Raw genomic sequence first — 22,003 nt, 5'->3', positions numbered from 1 at the left:
GTGGCTGTTATTTTTAGTATCAAAGCTTTTATAGATTAAGGTCCGCCATTCTGCGAATCTCGCGGTCTTCCGGCAAGCCTGCTGATAAAACTCAGAATTTTCCAAACGAAGACTTTTGGACAATGGCAGTCACACTCCATTTACAGGGAACACGAGGAACTGATGGCGTCAAAAATTAACTGGATTGATAACCTGCGAGGAATAGCGTGTCTGATGGTGGTCATGATCCACACGACGACCTGGTATGTCACGAATGCGCACAGCATCAGCTCTGTTAACTGGGACATTGCCAACATTCTCAACTCTGCGTCTCGCGTCAGCGTTCCGCTGTTTTTTATGATTTCCGGCTTTCTCTTTTTTGGCGAACGTAGCGCGCAACCGAGGCACTTCACCCGCATCGCGGCCTGTCTGGGGTTTTACAGCGCCGTTGCCTTGCTCTATATCACCCTGTTCACCTCAATTAACGCCGGGCTATCACTCAAATATTTGCTGCAAAAACCAGTGTTCTATCACCTGTGGTTTTTCTTCGCCATTATCGTTATCTATCTTGTCTCTCCTCTTATTCAGGTGAAAAACGTCAGCGGGAAAATGCTGCTGGCCCTGATGGTGGTGATTGGCCTCATCGCCAACCCGAATACGGTCTCGCAGAAAATCGACGGATTTGAATGGTTGCCGGTCAATCTCTATATCAACGGCGATACCTTCTATTACGTGCTTTACGGCATGCTGGGGCGCGCCATCGGGATGATGGAGACGCAAAAACGTAGTCTGAACTGGCTTTGTGCGTCGCTGTTTATCGCAGGCGTGGCGGTGATATCGCGCGGGACGCTGCACGAATTGCAGTGGCGCGGTAATTTTGCCGATACCTGGTACCTGTATTGCGGACCGATGGTGTTTCTCTGTGCCGTCTCGCTGCTTACGCTCGTTAAAAACACGCTCAACGCGCGGCCACTCCCGGTCCTGAGCGTGATTTCGCGGCACTCGCTCGGAATTTATGGTTTTCACGCGCTGGTTATCCACGCCCTGCGAACAAGAGGTGTGGAGCTAAAGAGCTGGCCGGTGCTGGATATCATCTGGATTTTTGCCGCCACGCTGGTCATCAGCCTGCTGCTGTCGATGCTGCTGCAAAGAATCGATACGCGTAGGTTTGTAAGTTAACCAGATGGACGGGGAGTGGTAGGCCGGGTCAGCGCAGCGCCACCCGGCGGATGTTTACGACATCAGCGGCAGCAGCTGCTGATAGATTTTGCGGAACACGTCGCGCCTCTGCGCATAGCGGGCATGGCGTGCTGCGTCAGGCAAGTGCGCCTGTTCAAGCGGAAGCTGCGGTAACAATTGTGAAAGCGGTTTTTCGGGGTTCATGGCTATCTGTGCCAGCCGTGCGGCGCCGAGCGCGGGCCCGACATCGCCACCAGTGCGGAAATCCAGCTGCAATCCGCTGATGTCAGCCAGCATCTGTCGCCAGTATGGGCTCCGCGCGCCGCCGCCAATCAGGGTGACGCTCGACGGTTTCAGGCCGCAATCATGCACCACGTCCATGCCGTCGGCCAGCGCATAGCCCACACCCTCCAGAACCGCACGCGCCAGCTCAGCCGGGCCATGCTGATGAGTTAAACCAAAGAACACCCCTTTCGCTTCCGGGTTGTTGTGCGGCGTTCGCTCACCGGAAAGATACGGTAAAAACCAGATCGTACCCGCGGTGTCATCCGCCTGCTGCGCGGCGGAGATGAGCGCCGGAACATCGGCCATGCCGGTGAGTCTTGCCGCCCAGTCCAGGCAAGATGCGGCACTGAGCATCACTGACATCAAATGCCATTTCCCCGGAAGGGCATGGCAGAAACTGTGCACTGCGCTTTCAGGGTTGCTGCGATACCCGTCGCTAACGGCAAAATAGACACCGGACGTTCCCAGCGACAGCATCGCCTGCCCTGCCTCCACCATGCCGACACCCACGGCCCCCGCCGAATTGTCACCGCCTCCGGCCACCACCGGTACGGCTGGCATATTCCAGCGTTCAGCAACGGCTGGCTGCAGCGTGCCTGTCACCTCGCTACCTTCGAACAGCGCGGGCATATGGGCGCGGGTCAGATGGCAGGCATCCAGCATCGCCTCGCTCCAGTCACGTTTCGCCACGTCGAGCCACATCGTGCCCGCCGCGTCAGACATGTCGCTGGCGAAATCACCCGTCATGCGAAAACGCAGATAATCTTTCGGCAGCAGGACTTTCGCCACCTGCCGGAAAATCTCAGGTTCATGACGCTGTACCCACAGAAGTTTCGGTGCGGTAAAACCGGGCATCATCAGGTTGCCGGTGATCTGGCGGGAGGTGGGTACACGTTCCTCAAGAAGCGCACACTCTTCTGCACAGCGGCCATCGTTCCAGAGGATCGCAGGACGCAACACGCGATGCTGGCTATCCAGCAGCGTTGCGCCGTGCATTTGCCCGGCAATCCCCAGCGCTTTGACGTCCCGCAGAGGGTGTTTCTCGCCTAGCGCCTTGATGGCACGGTCCGTTGCCTGCCACCACTGCTCCGGGTCCTGTTCCGACCACAGCGGATGCGGACGTGAAACCTGCAGCGTTTCCGTCTGCGTGGCTAACACATCGCCCTGCTCGCTTAACAGGATGGCTTTCACACCCGACGTGCCAAGATCGATCCCGATATACATTACGGTGACTCCTTTAACAGAAATGCCCGGTGGCGCTAACGCTTACCGGGCCTACGTGCTGTTATTTATCGAACAGGTAGTGGTTGACCAGGTTTTCCAGCAGTTCCTGGTGCCCGCTCTGGTGCTGCGGCGCCAGCTGCTGCTGTTCAGCGTACTTCGCGATCTCCGCAAGTGATAACTGGCCTTTCAAAATTTGCTGACCCAGCTCACTGTTCCAGCCGCTGTAGCGCTTCGCAACACGCTTATCCAGCTCACCGTCTTCAATCATGCGAGCGGCGACTTTCAGCGCCAGCGCCATGGTGTCCATCGCGCCAATGTGGCCGTAGAACAGATCGTATTTGTCGGTGCTCTGACGACGTACTTTGGCGTCAAAGTTCAGGCCGCCGGTAGTGAAACCACCCGCTTTAATGATTTCGTACATCACCAGCGCATTCTCTTCCACGCTGTTCGGGAACTGGTCTGTATCCCAGCCCAGCTGTGCATCGCCGCGGTTAGCATCGACAGAGCCAAATATGCCCAGTGCAATCGCAGACGCAATCTCGTGATGGAAAGAGTGGCCCGCCAGCGTGGCGTGGTTGGCTTCAATGTTAACTTTAATCTCTTTTTCCAGACCGAACTGTTTCAGGAAGCCATACACCGTCGCCACGTCGTAGTCATACTGGTGCTTGGTCGGTTCCTGCGGTTTCGGCTCGATCAGCAGCGTGCCACGGAAGCCGATTTTGTGCTTATGATCGACAACCATCTGCATAAAGCGGCCAATCTGCTCGCGCTCCTGGCGCAGATCGGTGTTGAGCAGGGTTTCGTAGCCTTCACGGCCGCCCCACAGGACATAGTTTTCGCCGCCCAACTGATGCGTGGCGTTCATGGCCGTCACCACCTGCGTGGCCGCCCAGCTAAACACTTCCGGATCCGGATTGGTTGCCGCGCCCGCGCCGTAGCGTGGGTTAGTGAAGCAGTTTGCGGTACCCCACAGCAGCTTCACGCCGCTTTGCTGCTGTTTTGCCGCCAGCACATCCACCATCTGCGCGAAATTGTTCAGGTACTCTTTCAGAGACGCACCTTCCGGCGAGACGTCCACATCGTGGAAGCAGTAGTACGGCACGTTCAGCTTGTGGAAAAACTCAAATGCCACATCGGCTTTGCGTTTCGCCAGCTCGATGGCTTCACCCGGCTGCTGCCATGGGCGGTCAAAGGAACCCACACCGAACATATCGGCGCCGTTCCAGCAGAAGGTATGCCAGTAACAGGCGGCAAAGCGCAGATGGTCTTCCATGCGCTTACCCAGTACCAGCTCATCCGGGTTGTAGTGACGAAATGCTAAAGGATTGGTCGTTTTTGGGCCTTCGTAACGAACACGATCGAGTTGGTCGAAATAAGCTTGCATATTGAGCTCCATAATCAGGGTATGCGGCGAGTCGTTGATACAGGAGTAATAGTGAATAGACATTTTGGGTTGCTCAATTACGTTATTTCACACTGCTATTGAGAGAATGCACAACTGTGCGCTGGCTCGCAAAATAATGCGCAGGCAAACTATTTTTCGGCGTAAATTCCAGAATCAAATGTAATTAAGACGTTACGCATTTTAAAATCCGATCGCGGTCATAAATTCAGAAATAAACCAAATATCGTAATGAGAAGATAAAAATCTGTAATTGCCAGCCCGCCTTTCCGCGTTAAAAATTTGCTGCGTCCCAGCAGTGAATGTTTCTTTTATCTCAGCAACACATACCCCTACAAAAGGCCTAATAATTATGAAGATAAAGAACCTGACCCTAACGATCTGCACTACTCTCCTCCTTGTAAGCTTTGCAGGACATGCCAAAGAGGTCAAAATTGGCATGGCGATTGACGACCTGCGCCTGGAGCGCTGGCAAAAAGATCGCGATATCTTTGTGAAAAAAGCGGAATCACTCGGTGCGAATGTCTTTGTTCAGTCAGCGAATGGCAATGAAGAAACGCAAATGTCACAGATCGAGAATATGATTAACCGTGGTGTCGATGTCCTGGTCATTATCCCTTATAACGGCCAGGTATTAAGTAACGTAGTGAAAGAAGCGAAGCAAGAGGGCATCAAAGTTCTCGCTTATGACCGCATGATTAATAATGCGGATATTGATTATTATATTTCGTTCGACAATGAAAAAGTGGGTGAATTACAGGCGCAAAGCCTGATCGACAAAGTGCCTCAGGGCAATTATTTCCTGATGGGTGGCTCTCCGGTAGATAACAACGCCAAACTGTTCCGTGAAGGACAAATGAAAGTCCTTAAACCCTACATCGACAACGGGAAAATTAAGGTGGTTGGCGATCAGTGGGCCGACGGATGGCTGCCAGAAAACGCGCTGAAAATTATGGAAAACGCGCTGACGGCCAACAACAACAAAATTGATGCGGTCGTGGCCTCCAACGATGCCACCGCAGGCGGTGCTATCCAAGCGCTGAGCGCCCAGGGGCTGGCCGGGAAAGTCGCTATCTCCGGGCAGGATGCCGACCTGGCAGGGGTAAAACGCATTATCGCTGGCACACAAACCATGACGGTCTACAAACCGATTACCGAGCTTGCCAATACCGCGGCTGAAATCGCCGTGGAGCTGGGCAATGGCAAGCAGCCTAAAGCAGACGCGACGCTGAATAACGGGCTGAAAGATGTTCCGGCTCGCCTGCTCACGCCAATTGAAGTCAATAAAGAGAACATTGACGCCACCGTGATTAAAGACGGTTTCCACAAGAAGAGCGAACTGTAATCCAGCGCGGCCCCCGCTCTGTGGGGGCGCATCACGTTGTACTGTTCTTCCCTCGGGTTATGTGGAGCAGGTATGCCTTATTTACTTGAAATGAAAAGCATCACCAAGCGCTTCGGCGCAGTGAAGGCCGTCGACAACGTCAGCCTCCGGTTGAACCCCGGCGAAGTGGTTTCGCTGTGCGGCGAGAACGGTTCGGGCAAATCAACGTTGATGAAAGTTCTGTGTGGGATCTACCCACACGGCAGTTACGAAGGCGAAATTGTCTTTGCCGGTGAAGTGATCCAGGCGACACACATTCGCGATACCGAACGTAAAGGGATCGCCATTATCCACCAGGAGCTGGCGTTGGTGAAGCATCTCACCGTGCTGGAAAACATCTTCCTTGGAGCCGAGATTTCCCGCCACGGCGTACTGGATTACGACACCATGACGCTCCGCTGTGAAAAGCTGCTGGCGCAGGTGAGCCTCAATATTTCACCGGATACCCGCGTGGGCGATCTGGGTCTGGGGCAACAGCAGCTGGTAGAAATTGCTAAGGCGCTGAACAAACAGGTACGGCTGCTGATCCTCGATGAGCCCACGGCTTCGCTCACCGAACAGGAAACCGCAGTTCTGCTCAATATCATCCGCGATCTGCAAAACCACGGCATCGCCTGTATCTACATTTCGCACAAGCTAAACGAGGTTAAAGCCATTTCGGACACCATCTGTGTCATTCGCGACGGGCAACACATCGGCACGCGCGAAGCGGCAGGCATGAGTGAAGATGACATCATCACCATGATGGTAGGCCGCGAGCTGACGGCGCTCTACCCGAATGAGCCACACGCCAGAGGCGAGGAAGTGCTGCGTGTGGAAAACCTGACCGCGTGGCACCCCGTTAACCGCCACATTAAACGCGTGAATAACGTCTCGTTTTCTCTTCACAGCGGCGAAATTCTCGGGATTGCGGGCCTCGTCGGCGCCGGACGCACGGAGGCCGTAGAGTGTCTCTTTGGCGTGTGGCCCGGGCGCTGGGAGGGGACGATTTATATCGACGGCCAGCCAGTGAAAATCGACAACTGCCAGCAGGCGATTGCCCGCGGCATTGCTATGGTGCCGGAAGATCGTAAAAAAGACGGCATCGTACCGGTCATGGCGGTGGGGAAAAACATCACGCTTGCGGCACTCGATCGGTTCTCCGGCGCGCTGAGCAGCCTGGACGATGCCGCAGAGCAGCAGTGCATTCTTCAGTCGCTTGCCAGGCTGAAGGTCAAAACGTCCTCCCCGGAACTGGCGATTGGCCGCCTGAGTGGCGGTAACCAGCAGAAAGCGATTCTGGCGCGCTGCCTGCTTCTCAACCCACGCATATTAATCCTCGATGAGCCAACGCGCGGGATTGATATCGGTGCCAAATATGAAATCTACAAACTGATTAATCAGCTTGTTCAGCAAGGGATTGCCGTCATTGTCATTTCGTCTGAGTTACCCGAAGTGCTCGGCCTGAGCGACCGCGTGCTGGTGATGCACGAGGGGAAACTGAAAGCCAACCTGATTAACCAGAACCTGACGCAGGAGCAGGTGATGGAAGCCGCTTTAAGGAGCGAACGTCATGTCGAAAAGCAATCCGTCTGATATCAAAGTCGCCGTTCCGACGCCCGGTGCGTTCGCAGGGCTAAAAGCGCTGAACCTGCAGGTTTTCGTGATGATCGCAGCAATTATCGTCATCATGCTGTTTTTTACCTGGATGACCGATGGCTCATACTTAAGCGCGCGTAACGTCTCTAACCTGCTCCGCCAGACCGCCATTACCGGGATCCTGGCCGTAGGCATGGTGTTCGTCATTATCTCGGCAGAAATTGACCTGTCTGTAGGCTCGATGATGGGCCTGCTCGGCGGCGTGGCGGCTATTTTCGACGTCTGGCTTGGCTGGCCGCTGCCGCTGACCGTGGCGGTGACGCTGGTACTGGGTCTGGTCCTGGGGGCCTGGAACGGCTGGTGGGTTGCCTACCGCAAAGTCCCGTCGTTTATTGTTACCCTGGCGGGTATGCTGGCCTTCCGTGGGATCTTAATCGGGATTACCAACGGCACTACCGTCTCTCCCACCAGCGCCGCCATGTCGCAAATTGGTCAGAGCTACCTCTCCGATAGCGTGGGCTTTACGATTGGCGTGGTAGGTTTGCTGGCGTTTGTCGCCTGGCAGTGGCGGGGGCGCATGCGTCGTCAGGCGCTGGGGCTGGCGTCACCGGCATCAACCTCCGTGGTAGGACGCCATGCGCTGACTGCGGTCATTGTGCTGGGCGCCATCTGGCTTCTTAACGACTATCGCGGTGTTCCGACACCGGTCCTGCTGCTGGCGCTGTTACTGCTGGGCGGGATGTTTATGGCGACGCGCACCGCGTTTGGCCGCCGCATTTATGCCATCGGTGGCAACCTTGAAGCTGCCCGTCTCTCGGGGATCAACGTCGAGCGCACTAAGCTCGCGGTGTTCGCCATTAACGGCCTGATGGTCGCCATCGCCGGGTTGATCCTCAGTTCGCGTCTGGGTGCCGGTTCGCCCTCCGCAGGTAACATCGCCGAGCTGGATGCGATTGCCGCCTGCGTCATTGGCGGCACCAGCCTCGCCGGCGGTATCGGTAGCGTGGCGGGTGCGGTCATGGGGGCATTTATTATGGCGTCGTTGGATAACGGGATGAGTATGATGGACGTCCCGACGTTTTGGCAGTATATCGTCAAGGGGGCCATTCTTTTGCTGGCAGTCTGGATGGACTCTGCCACCAAGCGACGAGCCTGATAACCGTATTGTGACTTAATTGGGAAGTGAGCCATGTTTGAAAAGCGTCACCGCATTACGTTGTTATTCAATGCCAATAAAGCCTACGACCGTCAGGTCGTTGAAGGCGTGGGTGAATATTTGCAGGCGTCGCAATCCGAGTGGGATATCTTCATTGAGGAAGACTTCCGCACCCGTCTGGAGAACATCAAAGACTGGCTGGGGGATGGCGTCATCGCTGACTATGACGATCCCGTCATTGAACAGCTGCTGACCGACGTCGACGTCCCGATCGTGGGCGTCGGCGGCTCCTACCATTCCCCCGAAAATTACCCGCCGGTTCACTATATCGCCACCGATAATCATGCCCTGGTCGAAGCCGCTTTTCTTCATTTAAAAGAGAAAGGCGTCCATCGTTTCGCGTTCTATGGTTTACCCGCCACCAGCGGCAAGCGCTGGGCAGTCGAGCGCGAGCATGCGTTTTGCCAGCTGGTCGCGCAGGAGAAGTATCGCGGCGTAGTGTATCAGGGGCTGGAGACGGCTCCGGAAAACTGGCAGCACGCGCAAAACCGGCTGGCGGACTGGCTGCAAACGCTGCCCCCGCAAACCGGCATTATTGCCGTCACCGACGCCCGCGCCCGCCACGTGCTGCAGGTCTGCGAGCATTTACATATCCCCGTGCCCGAGAAGCTGTGCGTGATTGGCATTGATAACGAAGAACTCACCCGCTATCTCTCCCGCGTGGCGCTCTCCTCTGTGGCACAGGGCACCCGTCAGATGGGCTATCAGGCAGCGAAGCTGCTGCATCGTCTGCTGGATAAAGAGTCTCTGCCGCTTCAGCGTTTGCTGGTACCCCCTGTCCGCGTCGTGGAGCGTCGCTCAACCGACTATCGTTCCCTGAGTGACCCGGCCGTCATTCAGGCGATGCACTATATTCGCAACCACGCCTGTAAAGGAATTAAGGTCGATCAGGTTCTGGATTCGGTGGGCATTTCTCGTTCGAATCTGGAGAAGCGTTTCAAAGAAGAAGTGGGCGAAACCATTCATGCCGTCATCCATGCGGAGAAACTGGAGAAAGCCCGCAGCCTGCTCATCTCAACATCACTGTCGATCAACGAAATCTCGCAGATGTGCGGTTATCCGTCGCTGCAATATTTCTATTCGGTGTTTCGCAAAGAGTATGACACCACGCCAAAAGAGTATCGGGATCGCCACAGCGAGGTGCTGATATAGAAAAGAAAACGCCTTCATTTAGAAGGCGTTTTTAGTGATTACATATGGGCGGCGATTAAGCGCTGGTTATCCTGGTACATCGCGAACAGATAGTTGTTATAGCTCTGTCCCTTCGTCGAATAACCCTTCAGCTTGTGGATCATCGTACTGGCCGTCACTTCCTGATCCGCTTTACGCAACTGAGCACGTGATTTACGGAAGGATGAGTAGGCCGGGTGCGTGTTCAGATTGACCACATAGGCACCCACGGAATCTTTAACTGATTCAAACTGAGAATAGCCTTTCACCTTGCCAGGCGCATTATTACAACGACCTTTCACACACTTCATACCGAAAAGATTGTTGTTATTACGCGCCAGCTTTGACGTTCCCCAGCCGCTTTCGGCTGCCGCCATGGTCGCAACCATGCTATTCGGGATGATATCGACACGTTCAAGGAGAGCATTCCACGGCACACGACGGGTGTTACCGTTCCAGCTCAGCTTGTAGCGCTTCGTGATATCTTTCAGACGCGCGCGTTCTGAAGGCGACCAGCGGCTATCGTACTGTTTGGAAATCAGCCAGTTACGATCCGCAGTAATCGCGGCATTTTGACTCGTGATGTAAGGCATTACCGTCCGGAGAAACGCTTTTTTCCTTGGTGTTCCGGAAGGGTATTTTCGCAAATCAGGAAGTGAACTACTCTTTGCACTATTGCGAGAATACTCTTGTTTACTGCTAACCTTACTACTTGTCGTCTTTATTACGTGGGCTTTCTTACTCGTTGTATCCGTGTGCGTCTTCGCAAGCACCTCACCTGAAAATGCCATGGTGAGTAACATGAGTATCGCAGCCCCATATCGTCGAATGGGAGTCGATATCATTAGGTCTCCTGGTCGGATGTCATCATCCTAACACCTTATTTTTTTCACAAATTTGAGAGCGGAATCTCAAATCATATCAAAAATAGACTTCAAGAGCACGTATAGAAATAGTCCAAATCCGAAACTATGTCACCTGAAACTTGCTTATAAAAACAGCACTCCTGAAAATTTGTGCGCGATATCGCAGATAACTGCCTAATTTTGCGCGGGATCACTCATCCTCACACGTCCTCCTGGCAGAAAGCGCTGGAGGATGAGTTTTTACCCCCCGCCTGATGGCAAACTGGTTAAAAATGCCGCGACAGGAAAATGGAATGAAACGCACCGCTCTGGCTTTTCTGATGCTACCCACACTGGCACACGCTGACTGGTCATCACCGGGGTTTAATAGTTTTAGCGCCGAAGGCACCGGGATTTTCACCAGCCAGGCAAAGCTTGCGAAGGGTACGCGTCCTATTACGCTGAGTTTTGACAAGACGTGCTGGCAGCCATCAGAGGCGATAAAACTCAATGAGATGCTGTCGCTCAAACCCTGCGATGGCACGCCGCCGCAGTGGCGCCTTTTCCGCGACGGTGAATATCAGATGCGGATTGATACTCGCTCCGGCACGCCCACAATGCTGCTGACAATTCAGAGTGCAGCAGAAGAACCGGTGGCAACCGCTATCCGCCAGTGTCCGAAGTGGGATGGTAAACCGCTGACGCTGAACGTTAGCGATACTTTCCCGGAAGGGACAGTAGTGCGTGATTTCTACAGCAAACAGACCGCGACGGTACAGAACGGAAACATTACCCTGCAGCCCGCCGCTGGCAGTAATGGCCTGCTGCTGCTTGAGCGCGCCGAAACGGATAAACCCGCACCGTTTAGCTGGCAGAACGCCACCGTCTATTTTGTCCTGACCGACCGCTATGTGAACGGTGACCCGAGCAACGACAACAGCTATGGCCGCCATAAAGACGGCATGCAGGAGATTGGCACCTTCCACGGTGGCGACCTCAAGGGACTTGCCAGCAAGCTCGATTATTTACAGCAACTGGGGGTGAATGCGCTCTGGATAAGCTCTCCGCTTGAGCAGATCCATGGTTGGGTAGGCGGGGGGACCAAAGGGGATTTCCCTCACTATGCGTATCATGGCTATTACACCCAGGACTGGACAAAGCTTGATGCCAACATGGGTACCGAAGAAGATTTGCGCCATCTTGTCGATGAAGCACACAAGCGTGGTATCCGCATCCTGTTCGATATCGTCATGAACCACACGGGCTACGCGACGCTAGCAGACATGCAGGCGTATCAGTTTGGCGCGCTGTATTTACAGGGTGATGAGCTGAAAAAAACGCTGGGTGAACACTGGACCGACTGGAAGCCAGGTGCAGGCCAAACCTGGCACAGCTTCAATGACTACATTAACTTCAGCGACAAAGCCGCATGGGAAAAATGGTGGGGCAAGAAATGGATCCGTACCGACATCGGTGATTACGACAACCCTGGCTTTGATGATTTGACGATGTCGCTGGCGTTCCTGCCCGACCTGAAAACGGAATCCACCGTCCCTTCCGGGTTACCCAATTTTTATCAGCACAAACCCGATACCCACGCGAAGGCCATCCCGGGATATACCCCGCGCGACTATCTGACTCACTGGCTCAGCCAGTGGGTACGAGACTACGGCATCGACGGTTTTCGGGTCGATACCGCGAAGCACGTCGAGCTTGCGGCCTGGCAGCAGCTAAAAGATCAGACAAGTCAGGCACTGGCGGCCTGGAAAGGGGCGAACCCGGACAAAAAGCTCGACAACGCACCGTTCTGGATGACCGGGGAATCCTGGGGTCACGGGGTGATGCAGAGTGATTATTACCGCCACGGTTTCGATGCGATGATCAACTTTGATTATCAGGAGCAGGCGGCAAAGGCGGTGAACTGCCTGGCCGATATCGACCTGACGTGGCAGCAGATGGCAGAAAAGCTGCAAAGCTTCAACGTTCTGAGCTACCTCTCCTCCCATGACACACGCCTGTTCCGCGAAGGTGGTCAGCGCGCGGCTGAGCTGCTCCTGCTGGCACCGGGCAGCGTACAAATCTATTACGGGGATGAATCCGAACGTCCGTTCGGCCCGACGGGCTCCGACCCGCTTCAGGGCACCCGTTCGGATATGAACTGGCAGGATGTCACGGGCACGCAGGCGTCAACCGTCGCCCACTGGCAAATGCTGGGTCAGTTCCGCGCCCGTCACCCGGCGATCGGCGAAGGCAAGCAAACCACGCTGTCGCTGAAAGAAGGGTATGGCTTTGTGCGCGAGCACAAGGGCGATAAAGTCATGGTGGTATGGGCTGGTAATCAATAATCCCCCCCTCACCCTAACCCTCTCTCCACAGGGGAGAGGGCCGGGGTGAGGGGAGAAAAAACCGCCAGAACAATTCACTGAATAAATCCTTACCCGCCACACAAAACAACAAATCCGACCACACCACCCGATTTGCACCAACACGGTGCTAGCGTTATGGTTACCCACTTTCAAAATAAGCTCGACAGATCACCTGCTATGACGTTTTCACTTTTCGGCGACAAATTCACCCGCCATTCAGGCATTACTCGCCTGATGGAGGACCTCAACGACGGGCTGCGCACACCGGGCGCAATCATGCTCGGCGGCGGAAACCCGGCTCAAATTCCGGAGATGAATACCTATTTCCAGACGCTGCTCGCTCAGATGCTGGAAAACGGCAAAGCGACCGATGCGCTCTGCAATTACGACGGTCCTCAGGGCAAAACTGAACTGCTGGCACTCCTCGCTGGAATGCTGCGTGACGAGCTGGGCTGGGATATCGAACCACAGAATATTGCACTAACAAACGGCAGCCAGAGCGCGTTTTTCTACTTGTTTAACCTGTTCGCTGGACGTCGCGCCGACGGCACGACCAAAAAAGTGCTGTTCCCGCTGGCCCCGGAATATATCGGCTATGCCGATTCCGGTCTGGAAGAGGATCTGTTCGTCTCCGCACGCCCTAACATTGAGCTGCTGCCGGAAGGCCAGTTCAAATATCACGTCGATTTTGAACATCTGCATATCGGTGAAGAGACGGGCATGATCTGCGTCTCCCGTCCGACTAACCCGACGGGCAACGTCATTACCGACGACGAGCTGATGAAGCTGGATGCGCTGGCAAATCAGCACGGCATTCCGCTAGTGATCGATAACGCCTACGGCGTGCCGTTCCCGGGCATTATCTTCAGCGAAGCGCGTCCGCTATGGAACCCGAATATCGTTCTGTGCATGAGCCTCTCTAAGCTGGGCCTGCCGGGTAGCCGCTGCGGCATCATCATCGCCAACGAGAAAATCATCACCGCCATTACCAATATGAACGGCATTATCAGCCTTTCACCGGGCGGCATCGGTCCGGCAATGATGTGTGAAATGATTAAGCGCAACGACCTGCTGCGTCTGTCTAACGAGGTTATCAAGCCGTTTTATTATCAGCGCGTTCAGGAAACCATCGCGACGATTCGCCGCTACCTGCCGGAAGAGCGCTGCCTGATCCACAAACCTGAGGGGGCGATTTTCCTCTGGCTGTGGTTTAAGGACCTGCCGATCACCACCGAACTGCTCTACCAGCGTCTGAAAAAACGCGGTGTGTTGATGGTGCCGGGTGATTACTTCTTCCCGGGTCTGGATAAGCCGTGGCCGCACACGCACCAGTGCATGCGTATGAACTACGTGCCCGATCCGGAAAAAATTGAAGCGGGCGTCAAAATTCTCGCCGAAGAAATCGAAAAAGCCTGGCTCGAAGACGGTCAGTGACGCGTTACGCCAGATGATGCTGCACAGCGGGCATAATCTGGCGACCCCGAGGCAGGTCAACCAGAATTAATATGCTCTTTACAGTACCGCCGTTTCCAGACGGCGGGCGTTAGACCGGTGTGCTTAGAAAAAATCTGTCGAAAATAGCCCACATCATTAAAACCGCAGCGTGTCGCTACTTCGGTTAATGATGCGGCCTCGTTGAGCAGTAATTTTTCTGCCGCCCGGACACGCTGGCGATGAATGGCCTCCGTCAGGGTTAAATGAAATGTCCGGCGAAATACTCGCCCGAGATAATCCGCATTGCAGTGCAGTTCTTTTGCCAGTAGCGACGTTGAAAGCGGTAAATGAAACTGTGTGCGAATAAGCTGTTTCGCCTTCCACGCCATGGCCGCACCGGCTTCATTGGCGCTGTCTTCATATCCGGAAGGACGGGAAATTTGCTGTAAGATCAGCAGTAAAATGATTTCAAGCGCCATGGTTCGCTGTAATTTCTCCTGCTCGCTTAAGAACTGGCGGAAAAGAGAAATGACAGACTGGGCGTCCCTCACGCGACAATGCTGTTCTATCGCCAGATTGGGTTGTGAAGAGGGGTAATGTTCAATCTCAAAATGCAGCCAGTAAAATTTAAGATCGACAGGGAATTCGCCTACGCCCACGTGTCGCCTGTCAGGCCAAAGCAGTAACGTCTCCCCTGCACGCACCTCAAACACCGTATTTTCTTCCTGGATCGTTAATGTCCCTTTTTCGACAAAAATAATCTCCCACGATGTTAATTTCCGCGCAGGATGGCGACCCACGCCCCGGGAAATAAATAGCCCGCCATTTTGGACCTTAATCGGAAGCGCTATGGATAATTCGAGCATGGATATTCACCATTCCGCTTTTATTGCCATCAATATTCAATTTACACATTGATTATTAACTAATATCTGAATAACTGTCCGATCGAAATCACATTTTCTTCATCAGGTCGGAATCGTCACCTTTTTATACTTTTCCCTTCCCTTGTTGGCCTTGCCGTTCAATGCAGAATAAATGGGTACCTTGCATAAATACGATAATAAATTCGTTCATCGAGGAGTTACTTCATGACTTCCACACCGATTACTGAATCAGACGTGACACAAGGGGCGGCAGATGACCGGCTGTCCGTCCGCGAAAAAATTGGCTACGGCCTGGGTGATGCGGGCGGGACGGTAATTACCTGCCTGATCATGAATTTCCTGACCTTTTTCTATACCGATGTCTTTGGCCTCACTCCCGCGCTCGTGGGCACGCTATTTATTGCTCTTCGTGTGTTTGATGCCATCTCCGATCCGGTGATGGGCGTGATTGCTGACCGCACGCAGAGCCGCTGGGGACGTTTTCGTCCCTGGCAGCTATGGGTGGCGCTCCCCATCTGGGTGATTGGCGTGCTGACGTTCACCGTACCGGAAGCCAGCATGGGGGTGAAAATCGCCTGGGCGTTTGGTACCTATTTGCTGTTGTCCGTTGGTTATACCGCCATTAACGTGCCCTACTGCGCGCTGATTAACACCATGACTACCCGACACAACGAGGTGATCGCCTGCCAGTCATGGCGCTTTGTGCTGTGCGGCGTGGCGGGATTTCTGGTCTCTGTGGGATTGCCATGGCTGGTCGCGGAGCTCGGTCAGGGCGATGCCGCAAAGGGTTATCAGCTTGGCGTCGGCGTCCTGTGTGCTGTCGCCGTGGTGATGTTTCTCTGCTGCTTCTTCTGGGTTCGCGAGCGCGTTCCGCTGGCGCTGATGGGTAAATTCACCTTACGCGAGCACCTTGCGGGCCTGCGTAAAAACGATCAACTGCTCCTGATGCTGGTGATGTCGTTTCTGCTGATCAACGTTTTCAACATTCGCGGCGGCGGATACATGTACTTCATCACCTACGTCCTGCAGGGCAGCACGGCCTATACCTCGCTGTTTTTCACGATGGTGACTTTTGCGGCCATTCTGGGTGCGGTGATCGTCAATCCGCTGTCGCGTCGTATTGATACCGTCAAACTCTACTACTACACCAACCTGGTGCTCGCTGCGCTTGCGGTGGGCATGTGGTTTCTGCCGGGAGGCCCGGCGCACCAGACGCTCTGGCTGGTGATTATTTTAAGCAACGGCGTGATCCTCGGTTTTACCCTGCCACTGCACTTCTCGCTGATGGCTTTTGCCGATGACTACGGTGAATGGAAAAACGGCGTGCGCTCATCGGGCATGAACTTCGCCTTCAACCTGTTTTTCATCAAGCTCGCATGGGCATCCAGCGCCGGGATCATCAGCCTGGTGTTTATCACCGTAGCCTATCAGCCGGGCATGGGTAACCAGACGCCAGCCTCGTTACAGGGCATCACCGCCATGGAGACACTGCTGCCTGCCCTTTTCCATCTGCTGCTGGCGGTCACTATCCGCTGGTGCAGGCTTAACAATCCACTGATGTCGCGCATTGCCACCGATCTGCGCCAGCGTCATGTCCCTTCCTGAGGAGAATACGATGTCCGTAATGGAACCCGATCTGCACCAACTGAAAATCAATGACCCGTTTCTCGGGCAGTATCAACGACTGGTCCGTGATGTGGTGATCCCCTACCAGTGGGATGCGCTGAACGATCGCGTGGCAGAGGCTGAACCCAGCCACGCCATCACCAACTTCCGCATTGCCGCGGGTCTGGAAGAGGGTGAATTCTACGGGATGGTGTTTCAGGACAGCGACGTGGCGAAATGGCTGGAGGCCGTGGCGTGGTCGCTATGCCAGAAACCGGATGCTGAACTGGAAAAAACCGCCGACGAGGTCATTGAACTGATTGCCGCAGCACAGTGTGAAGATGGCTATCTCAATACGTACTTTACGGTTAAGGCCCCCGAGGCGCGCTGGACCAATCTGGCCGAATGCCACGAGCTGTACTGCGCCGGGCATATGATTGAGGCTGGCGTGGCCTGGTTTCAGGGAACCGGTAAACGCAACCTGCTGGATGTGGTGTGCAGGCTGGCAGACCATATCGACAGCGTGTTTGGCCCTGGCGAAACGCAGCTGCACGGTTATCCTGGCCATCCGGAAATCGAGCTGGCGCTGATGCGGCTGTACGACGTCACGGAGGAACCACGCTACCTCAATCTGGTGAAATACTTTATTGAGGAACGCGGCACCCAGCCTCACTTCTACGATATCGAGTACGAGAAGCGTGGCAAAACGTCATACTGGAATACCTATGGACCTGCGTGGATGGTCAAGGACAAAGCCTACAGCCAGGCACATCAACCTCTTGCTGAACAACAAACGGCCATCGGCCATGCGGTACGCTTTGTCTACCTGATGGCGGGCATGGCGCATCTGGCGCGCCTGAGCGGCGACGAAGGTAAACGCCAGGACTGCCTGCGGCTGTGGAATAACATGGCGCAGCGCCAGCTGTACATTACCGGCGGGATTGGCTCGCAAAGTAGCGGCGAGGCGTTCAGCAGCGATTACGATCTGCCCAACGATACGGTGTACGCGGAAAGCTGCGCCTCCATTGGCCTGATGATGTTTGCACGCCGGATGCTCGAGATGGAGGCAGATAGCCACTATGCCGATGTGATGGAGCGCGCGTTATACAACACGGTACTCGGTGGCATGGCGCTGGACGGAAAACACTTCTTCTATGTGAACCCGCTGGAGGTACATCCGAAAACGCTGGCGTTCAACCATATCTACGATCACGTGAAGCCCGTCCGCCAGCGATGGTTCGGCTGCGCCTGCTGTCCGCCGAATATCGCCCGCGTGCTGACCTCACTGGGACATTACATTTATACCGTTCGCCCGGATGCCCTGTTGATCAACCTGTATGTGGGGAACGATGTCGCCATACAGATTGATGAAAACACACTCCGGCTACGTATTAGCGGTAACTATCCGTGGCAGGATCAGGTGACCATCGAAATAACCTCGCCTGTTCCGGTGACTCACACGCTGGCCCTGCGACTGCCGGACTGGTGCGCCGAACCGGCTGTTTCGCTGAATGGTGAACGCGTCACCGGGGAGGTCGTTCGTGGATATCTTTACCTCAACCGTTGCTGGCATGAGGGCGACACGCTGACTCTGACACTCCCTATGCCGGTTCGCCGCGTGTACGGTAACCCGCTGGTGCGCCAGCAGGCAGGTAAAGTTGCGCTTCAGCGCGGGCCCCTGGTTTACTGTCTGGAAGAAGCTGATAACGGCGCAAATCTGCATAACCTCTCTTTGCCTGAAAACAGTGCGTTCCGGGTATTTGAAGGCAAAGGCATTTTCGCGCACAAAATGTTGATACAGGCGGAGGGGCGCGGTTATCACGCGAAGGATACGGATGCGCTGTGGCAGTACGATCGCTCGCCAGTACAGCGTCAGCCCCAGACGCTGACCTTTATTCCCTGGTTCAGTTGGGCAAACCGGGGAGAAGGGGAGATGCGGATATGGGTGGATGAAGGCTGAATATTTGCGGTCCGTTGCCCTCCCCCCGGACTGTACACACCCACGGGGAGAGGGAGTAAACCGGCTTTAACGTATCAGAAGCGCCAGGTCAGCCCGGTCATCAGCACGAAGCTGTCGTCGCGGTCGATCATCGGGCTGTTCTTCACGTCGTCAGGCAACACGGTGTAGACCGCGCTGGCGTTAAGGTACAGCTTCTGGGTTAACTGATATTTAGCCGCCAGGCCAACGTATGGCGTCCAGCTGTCACCGGCGGTGTATTGCTTCAGACCTGAGCGGCGAGACTCGTTGCCGGATACGCCGTAGTAGTAGTCGTTATAGCTTTCGTCGGTATAAAAAACACCCACAGATGGCGTCAGGGTCAGACGTTCCATCCTGATGGGTCGAAAGTAGGAGACTTCTCCAATCATGCCGCCGCTTTCATCCGTGGCATCGCCAGAGACCGCCACTTTCAAAGAACCCCAGCTTTCGTGGTGATAGTACGCGCCACCGAGGAAAGCGGACGCCTTACGCTCATCAAGCTGTTTCATCTGATGGTCGTCATTGTCATCGGGATCAAAATGCAACGGCATCCACGATGCGGTCAGGCTGAGTTCATTTTTTGCGTCTTTCCACAGGATCCAGCCGCCCGTGGTCTGGCGCACATAAAAACGATCGCTTTCGTAACTGATTAACGGCACCGCAGTGGTATTTTCGTTATACCCCTTATAAGGCGACTCATTAAATACAGCCCCCGCCCCTATTGAAAAGTCACCGGCCATTGCAGACGTAGCTGCAAATAACGTGGCAGCGATAAGTAAATTGTATTTAATAGTCATCAAAGTAATCCATTTAAACGCCAAACAAGCGGGGCGAATAATAATGGTTACAAATTTGCCAATGCAACGCTGCGGTTTATATAATATTATATATATAATGATATAGATGGGCACGCATGATGAGTAAATTACAGCTAAAGCCACGCGAATTAAAAATAATCTCCGTCATCGCCGCCACTCACAGCATTGGTGATGCTGCTGCCCTGTTGGGTATGGCGCAGGCTAACGTCAGTAAATATCTCTCTGATTTTGAAGCGCGGGTTGGACTAAAGGTTTTTGAGCGCACGACCCGTCAGCTTGCGCTTACTCAGTTTGGTGAAGCGTTACTTCCCTATATTGACGCTTCGCTGGACAAAAACGATCAGCTCGTGAATTTCATTGCCGATTATAAGCATGAAAAGCGGGGCAAAGTGACCCTTTACGCGCCCACGGGAATTGTCACCTACCTCGCGCGCCATGTCATCCATCAGATAAAAGACATCGGCGACATTCGTATCTCCCTGAAAACGTACAACCTGGACCGCAATGAATTTTCAGAAGGCGTTTCCTTCCCGGATGACTGCGATATTTTAATTACCTATGCACAACCAAAAGATGGAAGTCTGGTCGCCAGCGTATTAACAAAATATTCCGTTACGGCATTCGCCACCCAGGAATATTTGAATAACCATCCATTAGCCGGACCTGACGATTTAATTAATCACTCATGTATTCTGATCGATTCCATGCTGGTCGACGATGCAAATATCTGGCGTTTTCGTACCCATGGTAGTGATAACGTGCAAGATTACAGGGTGACCGGAAATTATATTTGCGACAACACGCAGACGGCGCTGGAGCTGGCAAGAAATAATCTTGGCATCGTATTCGCACCTAAAGAGAGCCTGAAAAAAGAATTAGCGCAAGGCATGCTGGTTCCCTGCTTCCCGCATCAGGAAGAGTGGTGGCTCGATCTGACCGCGATATTCCGCAAACGTGAATACCAGCCCTGGCGTGTGCAGTACGTCCTTGATGGCGTCCTCAATTGCCTGCGCCAGCAAATTGCTCAGGCCGCCCAGGGACGGCCTGAGCAGGGCGACTAGAACAGGCCCAGCGGTTTATCGGAGTAGCTGACCAGCAAACATTTCGTCTGCTGGTAATGCTCCAGCATCATCTTGTGGGTTTCACGCCCGATGCCGGATTGCTTATAACCCCCAAATGCGGCGTGTGCCGGATAGGCGTGATAGCAGTTGGTCCAGACGCGCCCGGCCTGAATGCCCCGGCCCATTTTATAGGCCAGATTACCGTTGCGGCTCCAGACGCCTGCCCCCAGGCCATACGGCGTGTCGTTGGCAATCTCCAGTGCCTCCTCCATCGTTTTGAAGGTGGTCACCGCCAGTACCGGTCCGAAAATCTCCTCCTGGAAGACGCGCATGTTGTTCTTGCCAAACAGGATCGTCGGCTCAAGGTAATACCCGTCCTGCAGATCGCCACCAAGTACCTTACGGCGTCCGCCGGTCAGGATATCTGCGCCCTCTTTCTTGCCGATATCAATGTAGTTGAGGATGGTCTCCAGCTGTCCATGTGAGACCTGCGCCCCCATCTGCGTAACGTTATCGAGCGGGTTCCCGCTGCGGATAGATTCGACGCGGCGAATGGCGCGCTCCATGAAGCGTTCATAGATAGACTCCTGCACCAGCGCGCGACTCGGGCAGGTACAGACTTCACCCTGGTTAAACGCAAACAGCGCAAACCCTTCCAGGGCTTTATCGAAGAAGGCATCCTCTTCTTCCATCACGTCTGCAAAGAAGATGTTCGGGGATTTTCCCCCGAGCTCAAGCGTCACCGGAATGATGTTCTGGGTGGCGTACTGCATGATCTGCTGGCCCACTTCCGTCGACCCGGTAAATGCCACTTTGGCGATACGTTTAGACGTAGCCAGATACTCCCCTATCTCGCCACCCGCACCGTTCACCACGTTAATCACGCCCGGCGGCAGGAGATCGCCAACGATTTCCATCAGCAGCAGAACCGAAAGCGGGGTCAGACGCGCCGGTTTGAGCACAATGCAGTTGCCTGCTGCCAGCGCGGGCGCCATTTTCCAGCTCGCCATCAGCAGCGGAAAGTTCCACGGAATAATTTGCCCTACCACGCCCAGCGGTTCGTGGAAGTGATACGCCACGGTGTCGCTGTCGACCTCGCTGATTCCGCCCTCCTGAGCGCGAATACAGGAGGCAAAATAGCGGAAGTGGTCAATGGCCAGCGGCACGTCTGCCGCCATCGTTTCCCGGATCGGCTTGCCGTTATCCCAGGTTTCTGCCGTCGCCAGCAGTTCCAGATTCTGCTCCATCCGGTCAGCGATTTTGAACAGAATGGCTGCCCGATCCTGAACGGAGGTATGCCCCCATTTGTCTTTCGCGTTGTGCGCCGCATCCAGCGCCAGATCGATATCGCGCTTGCCGGAGCTGGCTATTTCACACAGCGGCTGGCCGGTAACGGGGGTCAGGTTGGAATAGTATTCGCCGTCGACGGGGGCCACCCAGTCGCCGCCAATAAAGTTGTCATAACGAGGCTTTAGCTTGAGGGGAAAACCATACTCGCCAGGCTGGATACGCGAAGAGGGAGGATTGTTTGTCATGACCGTCTCCTTGCTGTTGGTGTACAACAAGGGTAGTCCCGGCTGGCGATTTTCTCG

16 protein-coding genes are annotated in these 22,003 nt (G+C 54.6%); 10 read left to right on the top strand and 6 right to left on the bottom strand.

Features of this window, described 5'->3' with window-relative positions; genetic code table 11:
* Positions 1-162 precede the first annotated feature (162 nt).
* Positions 163-1,158, top strand: coding sequence for an acyltransferase (locus tag ACMGGM_RS14210; protein WP_023338914.1), 996 nt, complete (start codon positions 163-165; stop codon positions 1,156-1,158).
* 54 nt (positions 1,159-1,212) lie between these two features.
* On the opposite strand, the gene xylB is transcribed toward ACMGGM_RS14210, so the two are convergent.
* Both xylB and xylA read right to left on the bottom strand, forming a co-directional pair.
* Entirely contained in the window at positions 1,213-2,667 is a 1,455-nt protein-coding gene (gene xylB, locus ACMGGM_RS14205; RefSeq protein WP_045134447.1) for a xylulokinase, read from the bottom strand.
* 61 nt (positions 2,668-2,728) lie between these two features.
* A complete protein-coding gene (xylA, locus tag ACMGGM_RS14200; RefSeq protein ID WP_086527836.1) occupies positions 2,729-4,051 on the bottom strand; it encodes a xylose isomerase in 1,323 nt (440 codons plus the stop codon).
* A gap of 370 nt (positions 4,052-4,421) precedes the next feature.
* Here xylA and xylF point away from each other — a divergent pair, with 370 nt between their 5' ends.
* From xylF to xylR, 4 genes are all read left to right on the top strand, one after another.
* A complete protein-coding gene (xylF, locus tag ACMGGM_RS14195) occupies positions 4,422-5,414 on the top strand; it encodes a D-xylose ABC transporter substrate-binding protein (RefSeq protein WP_014882036.1) in 993 nt (330 codons plus the stop codon).
* A gap of 72 nt (positions 5,415-5,486) precedes the next feature.
* Complete coding sequence (locus tag ACMGGM_RS14190; protein ID WP_063614450.1) at positions 5,487-7,028, top strand: xylose ABC transporter ATP-binding protein; 1,542 nt, start codon at positions 5,487-5,489, stop codon at positions 7,026-7,028.
* Positions 7,006-8,187, top strand: a complete 1,182-nt coding sequence (gene xylH, locus ACMGGM_RS14185; RefSeq protein ID WP_014882034.1) for a xylose ABC transporter permease XylH — start codon at positions 7,006-7,008, stop codon at positions 8,185-8,187. The genes ACMGGM_RS14190 and xylH overlap by 23 nt, the downstream gene beginning before the upstream one ends.
* 33 nt (positions 8,188-8,220) lie before the next feature.
* Positions 8,221-9,399: a D-xylose utilization transcriptional activator XylR gene (xylR, locus tag ACMGGM_RS14180; protein WP_014882033.1), complete on the top strand. Its 1,179-nt coding sequence runs from the start codon at positions 8,221-8,223 to the stop codon at positions 9,397-9,399.
* A gap of 38 nt (positions 9,400-9,437) precedes the next feature.
* On the opposite strand, the gene ACMGGM_RS14175 is transcribed toward xylR, so the two are convergent.
* Entirely contained in the window at positions 9,438-10,262 is an 825-nt protein-coding gene (locus ACMGGM_RS14175; protein WP_014882032.1) for a protein bax, read from the bottom strand.
* A 314-nt stretch (positions 10,263-10,576) separates the two neighbouring features.
* On the opposite strand from ACMGGM_RS14175, the gene ACMGGM_RS14170 reads away from it, so the two are divergent.
* Together ACMGGM_RS14170 and avtA are read left to right on the top strand one after the other, a co-directional pair.
* Entirely contained in the window at positions 10,577-12,607 is a 2,031-nt protein-coding gene (locus tag ACMGGM_RS14170) for an alpha-amylase (RefSeq protein ID WP_023331744.1), read from the top strand.
* Between the two features lie 198 nt (positions 12,608-12,805).
* Positions 12,806-14,062 (top strand): valine--pyruvate transaminase, encoded by a 1,257-nt coding sequence (gene avtA / locus ACMGGM_RS14165; RefSeq protein WP_023331743.1) that lies wholly within the window; start codon positions 12,806-12,808, stop codon positions 14,060-14,062.
* Between the two features lie 56 nt (positions 14,063-14,118).
* On the opposite strand, the gene ACMGGM_RS14160 is transcribed toward avtA, so the two are convergent.
* The gene (locus ACMGGM_RS14160) at positions 14,119-14,928 is read right to left on the bottom strand and encodes an AraC family transcriptional regulator (protein WP_014882029.1); all 810 of its coding nucleotides are present in this window, start codon (positions 14,926-14,928) and stop codon (positions 14,119-14,121) included.
* Positions 14,929-15,153: 225 nt separating this feature from the next.
* Between ACMGGM_RS14160 and ACMGGM_RS14155 the strand changes: the two genes are divergently transcribed.
* Both ACMGGM_RS14155 and ACMGGM_RS14150 read left to right on the top strand, forming a co-directional pair.
* Positions 15,154-16,554, top strand: coding sequence for an MFS transporter (locus tag ACMGGM_RS14155; RefSeq protein WP_063944028.1), 1,401 nt, complete (start codon positions 15,154-15,156; stop codon positions 16,552-16,554).
* A gap of 10 nt (positions 16,555-16,564) precedes the next feature.
* Positions 16,565-18,514 carry a glycoside hydrolase family 127 protein gene (locus tag ACMGGM_RS14150; protein ID WP_063944026.1) on the top strand — a complete coding sequence of 650 codons (1,950 nt, stop codon included), beginning with the start codon at positions 16,565-16,567 and terminating at the stop codon, positions 18,512-18,514.
* Between the two features lie 74 nt (positions 18,515-18,588).
* Here the strand turns inward: ACMGGM_RS14150 and ACMGGM_RS14145 are convergent, their stop codons facing one another.
* Positions 18,589-19,329 carry a MipA/OmpV family protein gene (locus tag ACMGGM_RS14145; RefSeq protein WP_014882026.1) on the bottom strand — a complete coding sequence of 247 codons (741 nt, stop codon included), beginning with the start codon at positions 19,327-19,329 and terminating at the stop codon, positions 18,589-18,591.
* A gap of 116 nt (positions 19,330-19,445) precedes the next feature.
* Here ACMGGM_RS14145 and ACMGGM_RS14140 point away from each other — a divergent pair, with 116 nt between their 5' ends.
* Entirely contained in the window at positions 19,446-20,411 is a 966-nt protein-coding gene (locus tag ACMGGM_RS14140; RefSeq protein ID WP_059361794.1) for a LysR family transcriptional regulator, read from the top strand.
* On the opposite strand, the gene aldB is transcribed toward ACMGGM_RS14140, so the two are convergent.
* On the bottom strand, positions 20,408-21,946 hold the full coding sequence (gene aldB / locus ACMGGM_RS14135; protein ID WP_014882024.1) for an aldehyde dehydrogenase AldB: 1,539 nt from the start codon (positions 21,944-21,946) through the stop codon (positions 20,408-20,410). The genes ACMGGM_RS14140 and aldB overlap by 4 nt on opposite strands.
* Positions 21,947-22,003 lie beyond the last annotated feature (57 nt).

The sequence above is a fragment of the Enterobacter sp. BNK-14 genome (assembly GCF_047456095.1).
GTDB classification, from domain to species: Bacteria; Pseudomonadota; Gammaproteobacteria; order Enterobacterales; family Enterobacteriaceae; genus Enterobacter; species Enterobacter kobei.
The sequence above is the reverse complement of the archived record's forward strand: the minus strand, read 5'-3'. Positions and strand labels throughout refer to the sequence as shown.

Excerpts from the sequence above, each read along its gene's own strand:
- ACMGGM_RS14145 (WP_014882026.1), bottom strand. The coding sequence starts at position 19,329 with ATGACTATTAAATACAATTTACTTATCGCTGCCACGTTATTTGCAGCT.
- ACMGGM_RS14155 (WP_063944028.1), top strand. The coding sequence starts at position 15,154 with ATGACTTCCACACCGATTACTGAATCAGACGTGACACAAGGGGCGGCA.
- ACMGGM_RS14160 (WP_014882029.1), bottom strand. The coding sequence starts at position 14,928 with ATGCTCGAATTATCCATAGCGCTTCCGATTAAGGTCCAAAATGGCGGG.
- avtA (WP_023331743.1), top strand. The coding sequence starts at position 12,806 with ATGACGTTTTCACTTTTCGGCGACAAATTCACCCGCCATTCAGGCATT.
- ACMGGM_RS14150 (WP_063944026.1), top strand. The coding sequence starts at position 16,565 with ATGTCCGTAATGGAACCCGATCTGCACCAACTGAAAATCAATGACCCG.
- xylR (WP_014882033.1), top strand. The coding sequence starts at position 8,221 with ATGTTTGAAAAGCGTCACCGCATTACGTTGTTATTCAATGCCAATAAA.
- ACMGGM_RS14170 (WP_023331744.1), top strand. The coding sequence starts at position 10,577 with ATGAAACGCACCGCTCTGGCTTTTCTGATGCTACCCACACTGGCACAC.
- xylH (WP_014882034.1), top strand. The coding sequence starts at position 7,006 with ATGTCGAAAAGCAATCCGTCTGATATCAAAGTCGCCGTTCCGACGCCC.
- ACMGGM_RS14210 (WP_023338914.1), top strand. The coding sequence starts at position 163 with ATGGCGTCAAAAATTAACTGGATTGATAACCTGCGAGGAATAGCGTGT.
- ACMGGM_RS14175 (WP_014882032.1), bottom strand. The coding sequence starts at position 10,262 with ATGATATCGACTCCCATTCGACGATATGGGGCTGCGATACTCATGTTA.
- aldB (WP_014882024.1), bottom strand. The coding sequence starts at position 21,946 with ATGACAAACAATCCTCCCTCTTCGCGTATCCAGCCTGGCGAGTATGGT.
- ACMGGM_RS14190 (WP_063614450.1), top strand. The coding sequence starts at position 5,487 with ATGCCTTATTTACTTGAAATGAAAAGCATCACCAAGCGCTTCGGCGCA.
- xylA (WP_086527836.1), bottom strand. The coding sequence starts at position 4,051 with ATGCAAGCTTATTTCGACCAACTCGATCGTGTTCGTTACGAAGGCCCA.
- xylB (WP_045134447.1), bottom strand. The coding sequence starts at position 2,667 with ATGTATATCGGGATCGATCTTGGCACGTCGGGTGTGAAAGCCATCCTG.
- ACMGGM_RS14140 (WP_059361794.1), top strand. The coding sequence starts at position 19,446 with ATGATGAGTAAATTACAGCTAAAGCCACGCGAATTAAAAATAATCTCC.
- xylF (WP_014882036.1), top strand. The coding sequence starts at position 4,422 with ATGAAGATAAAGAACCTGACCCTAACGATCTGCACTACTCTCCTCCTT.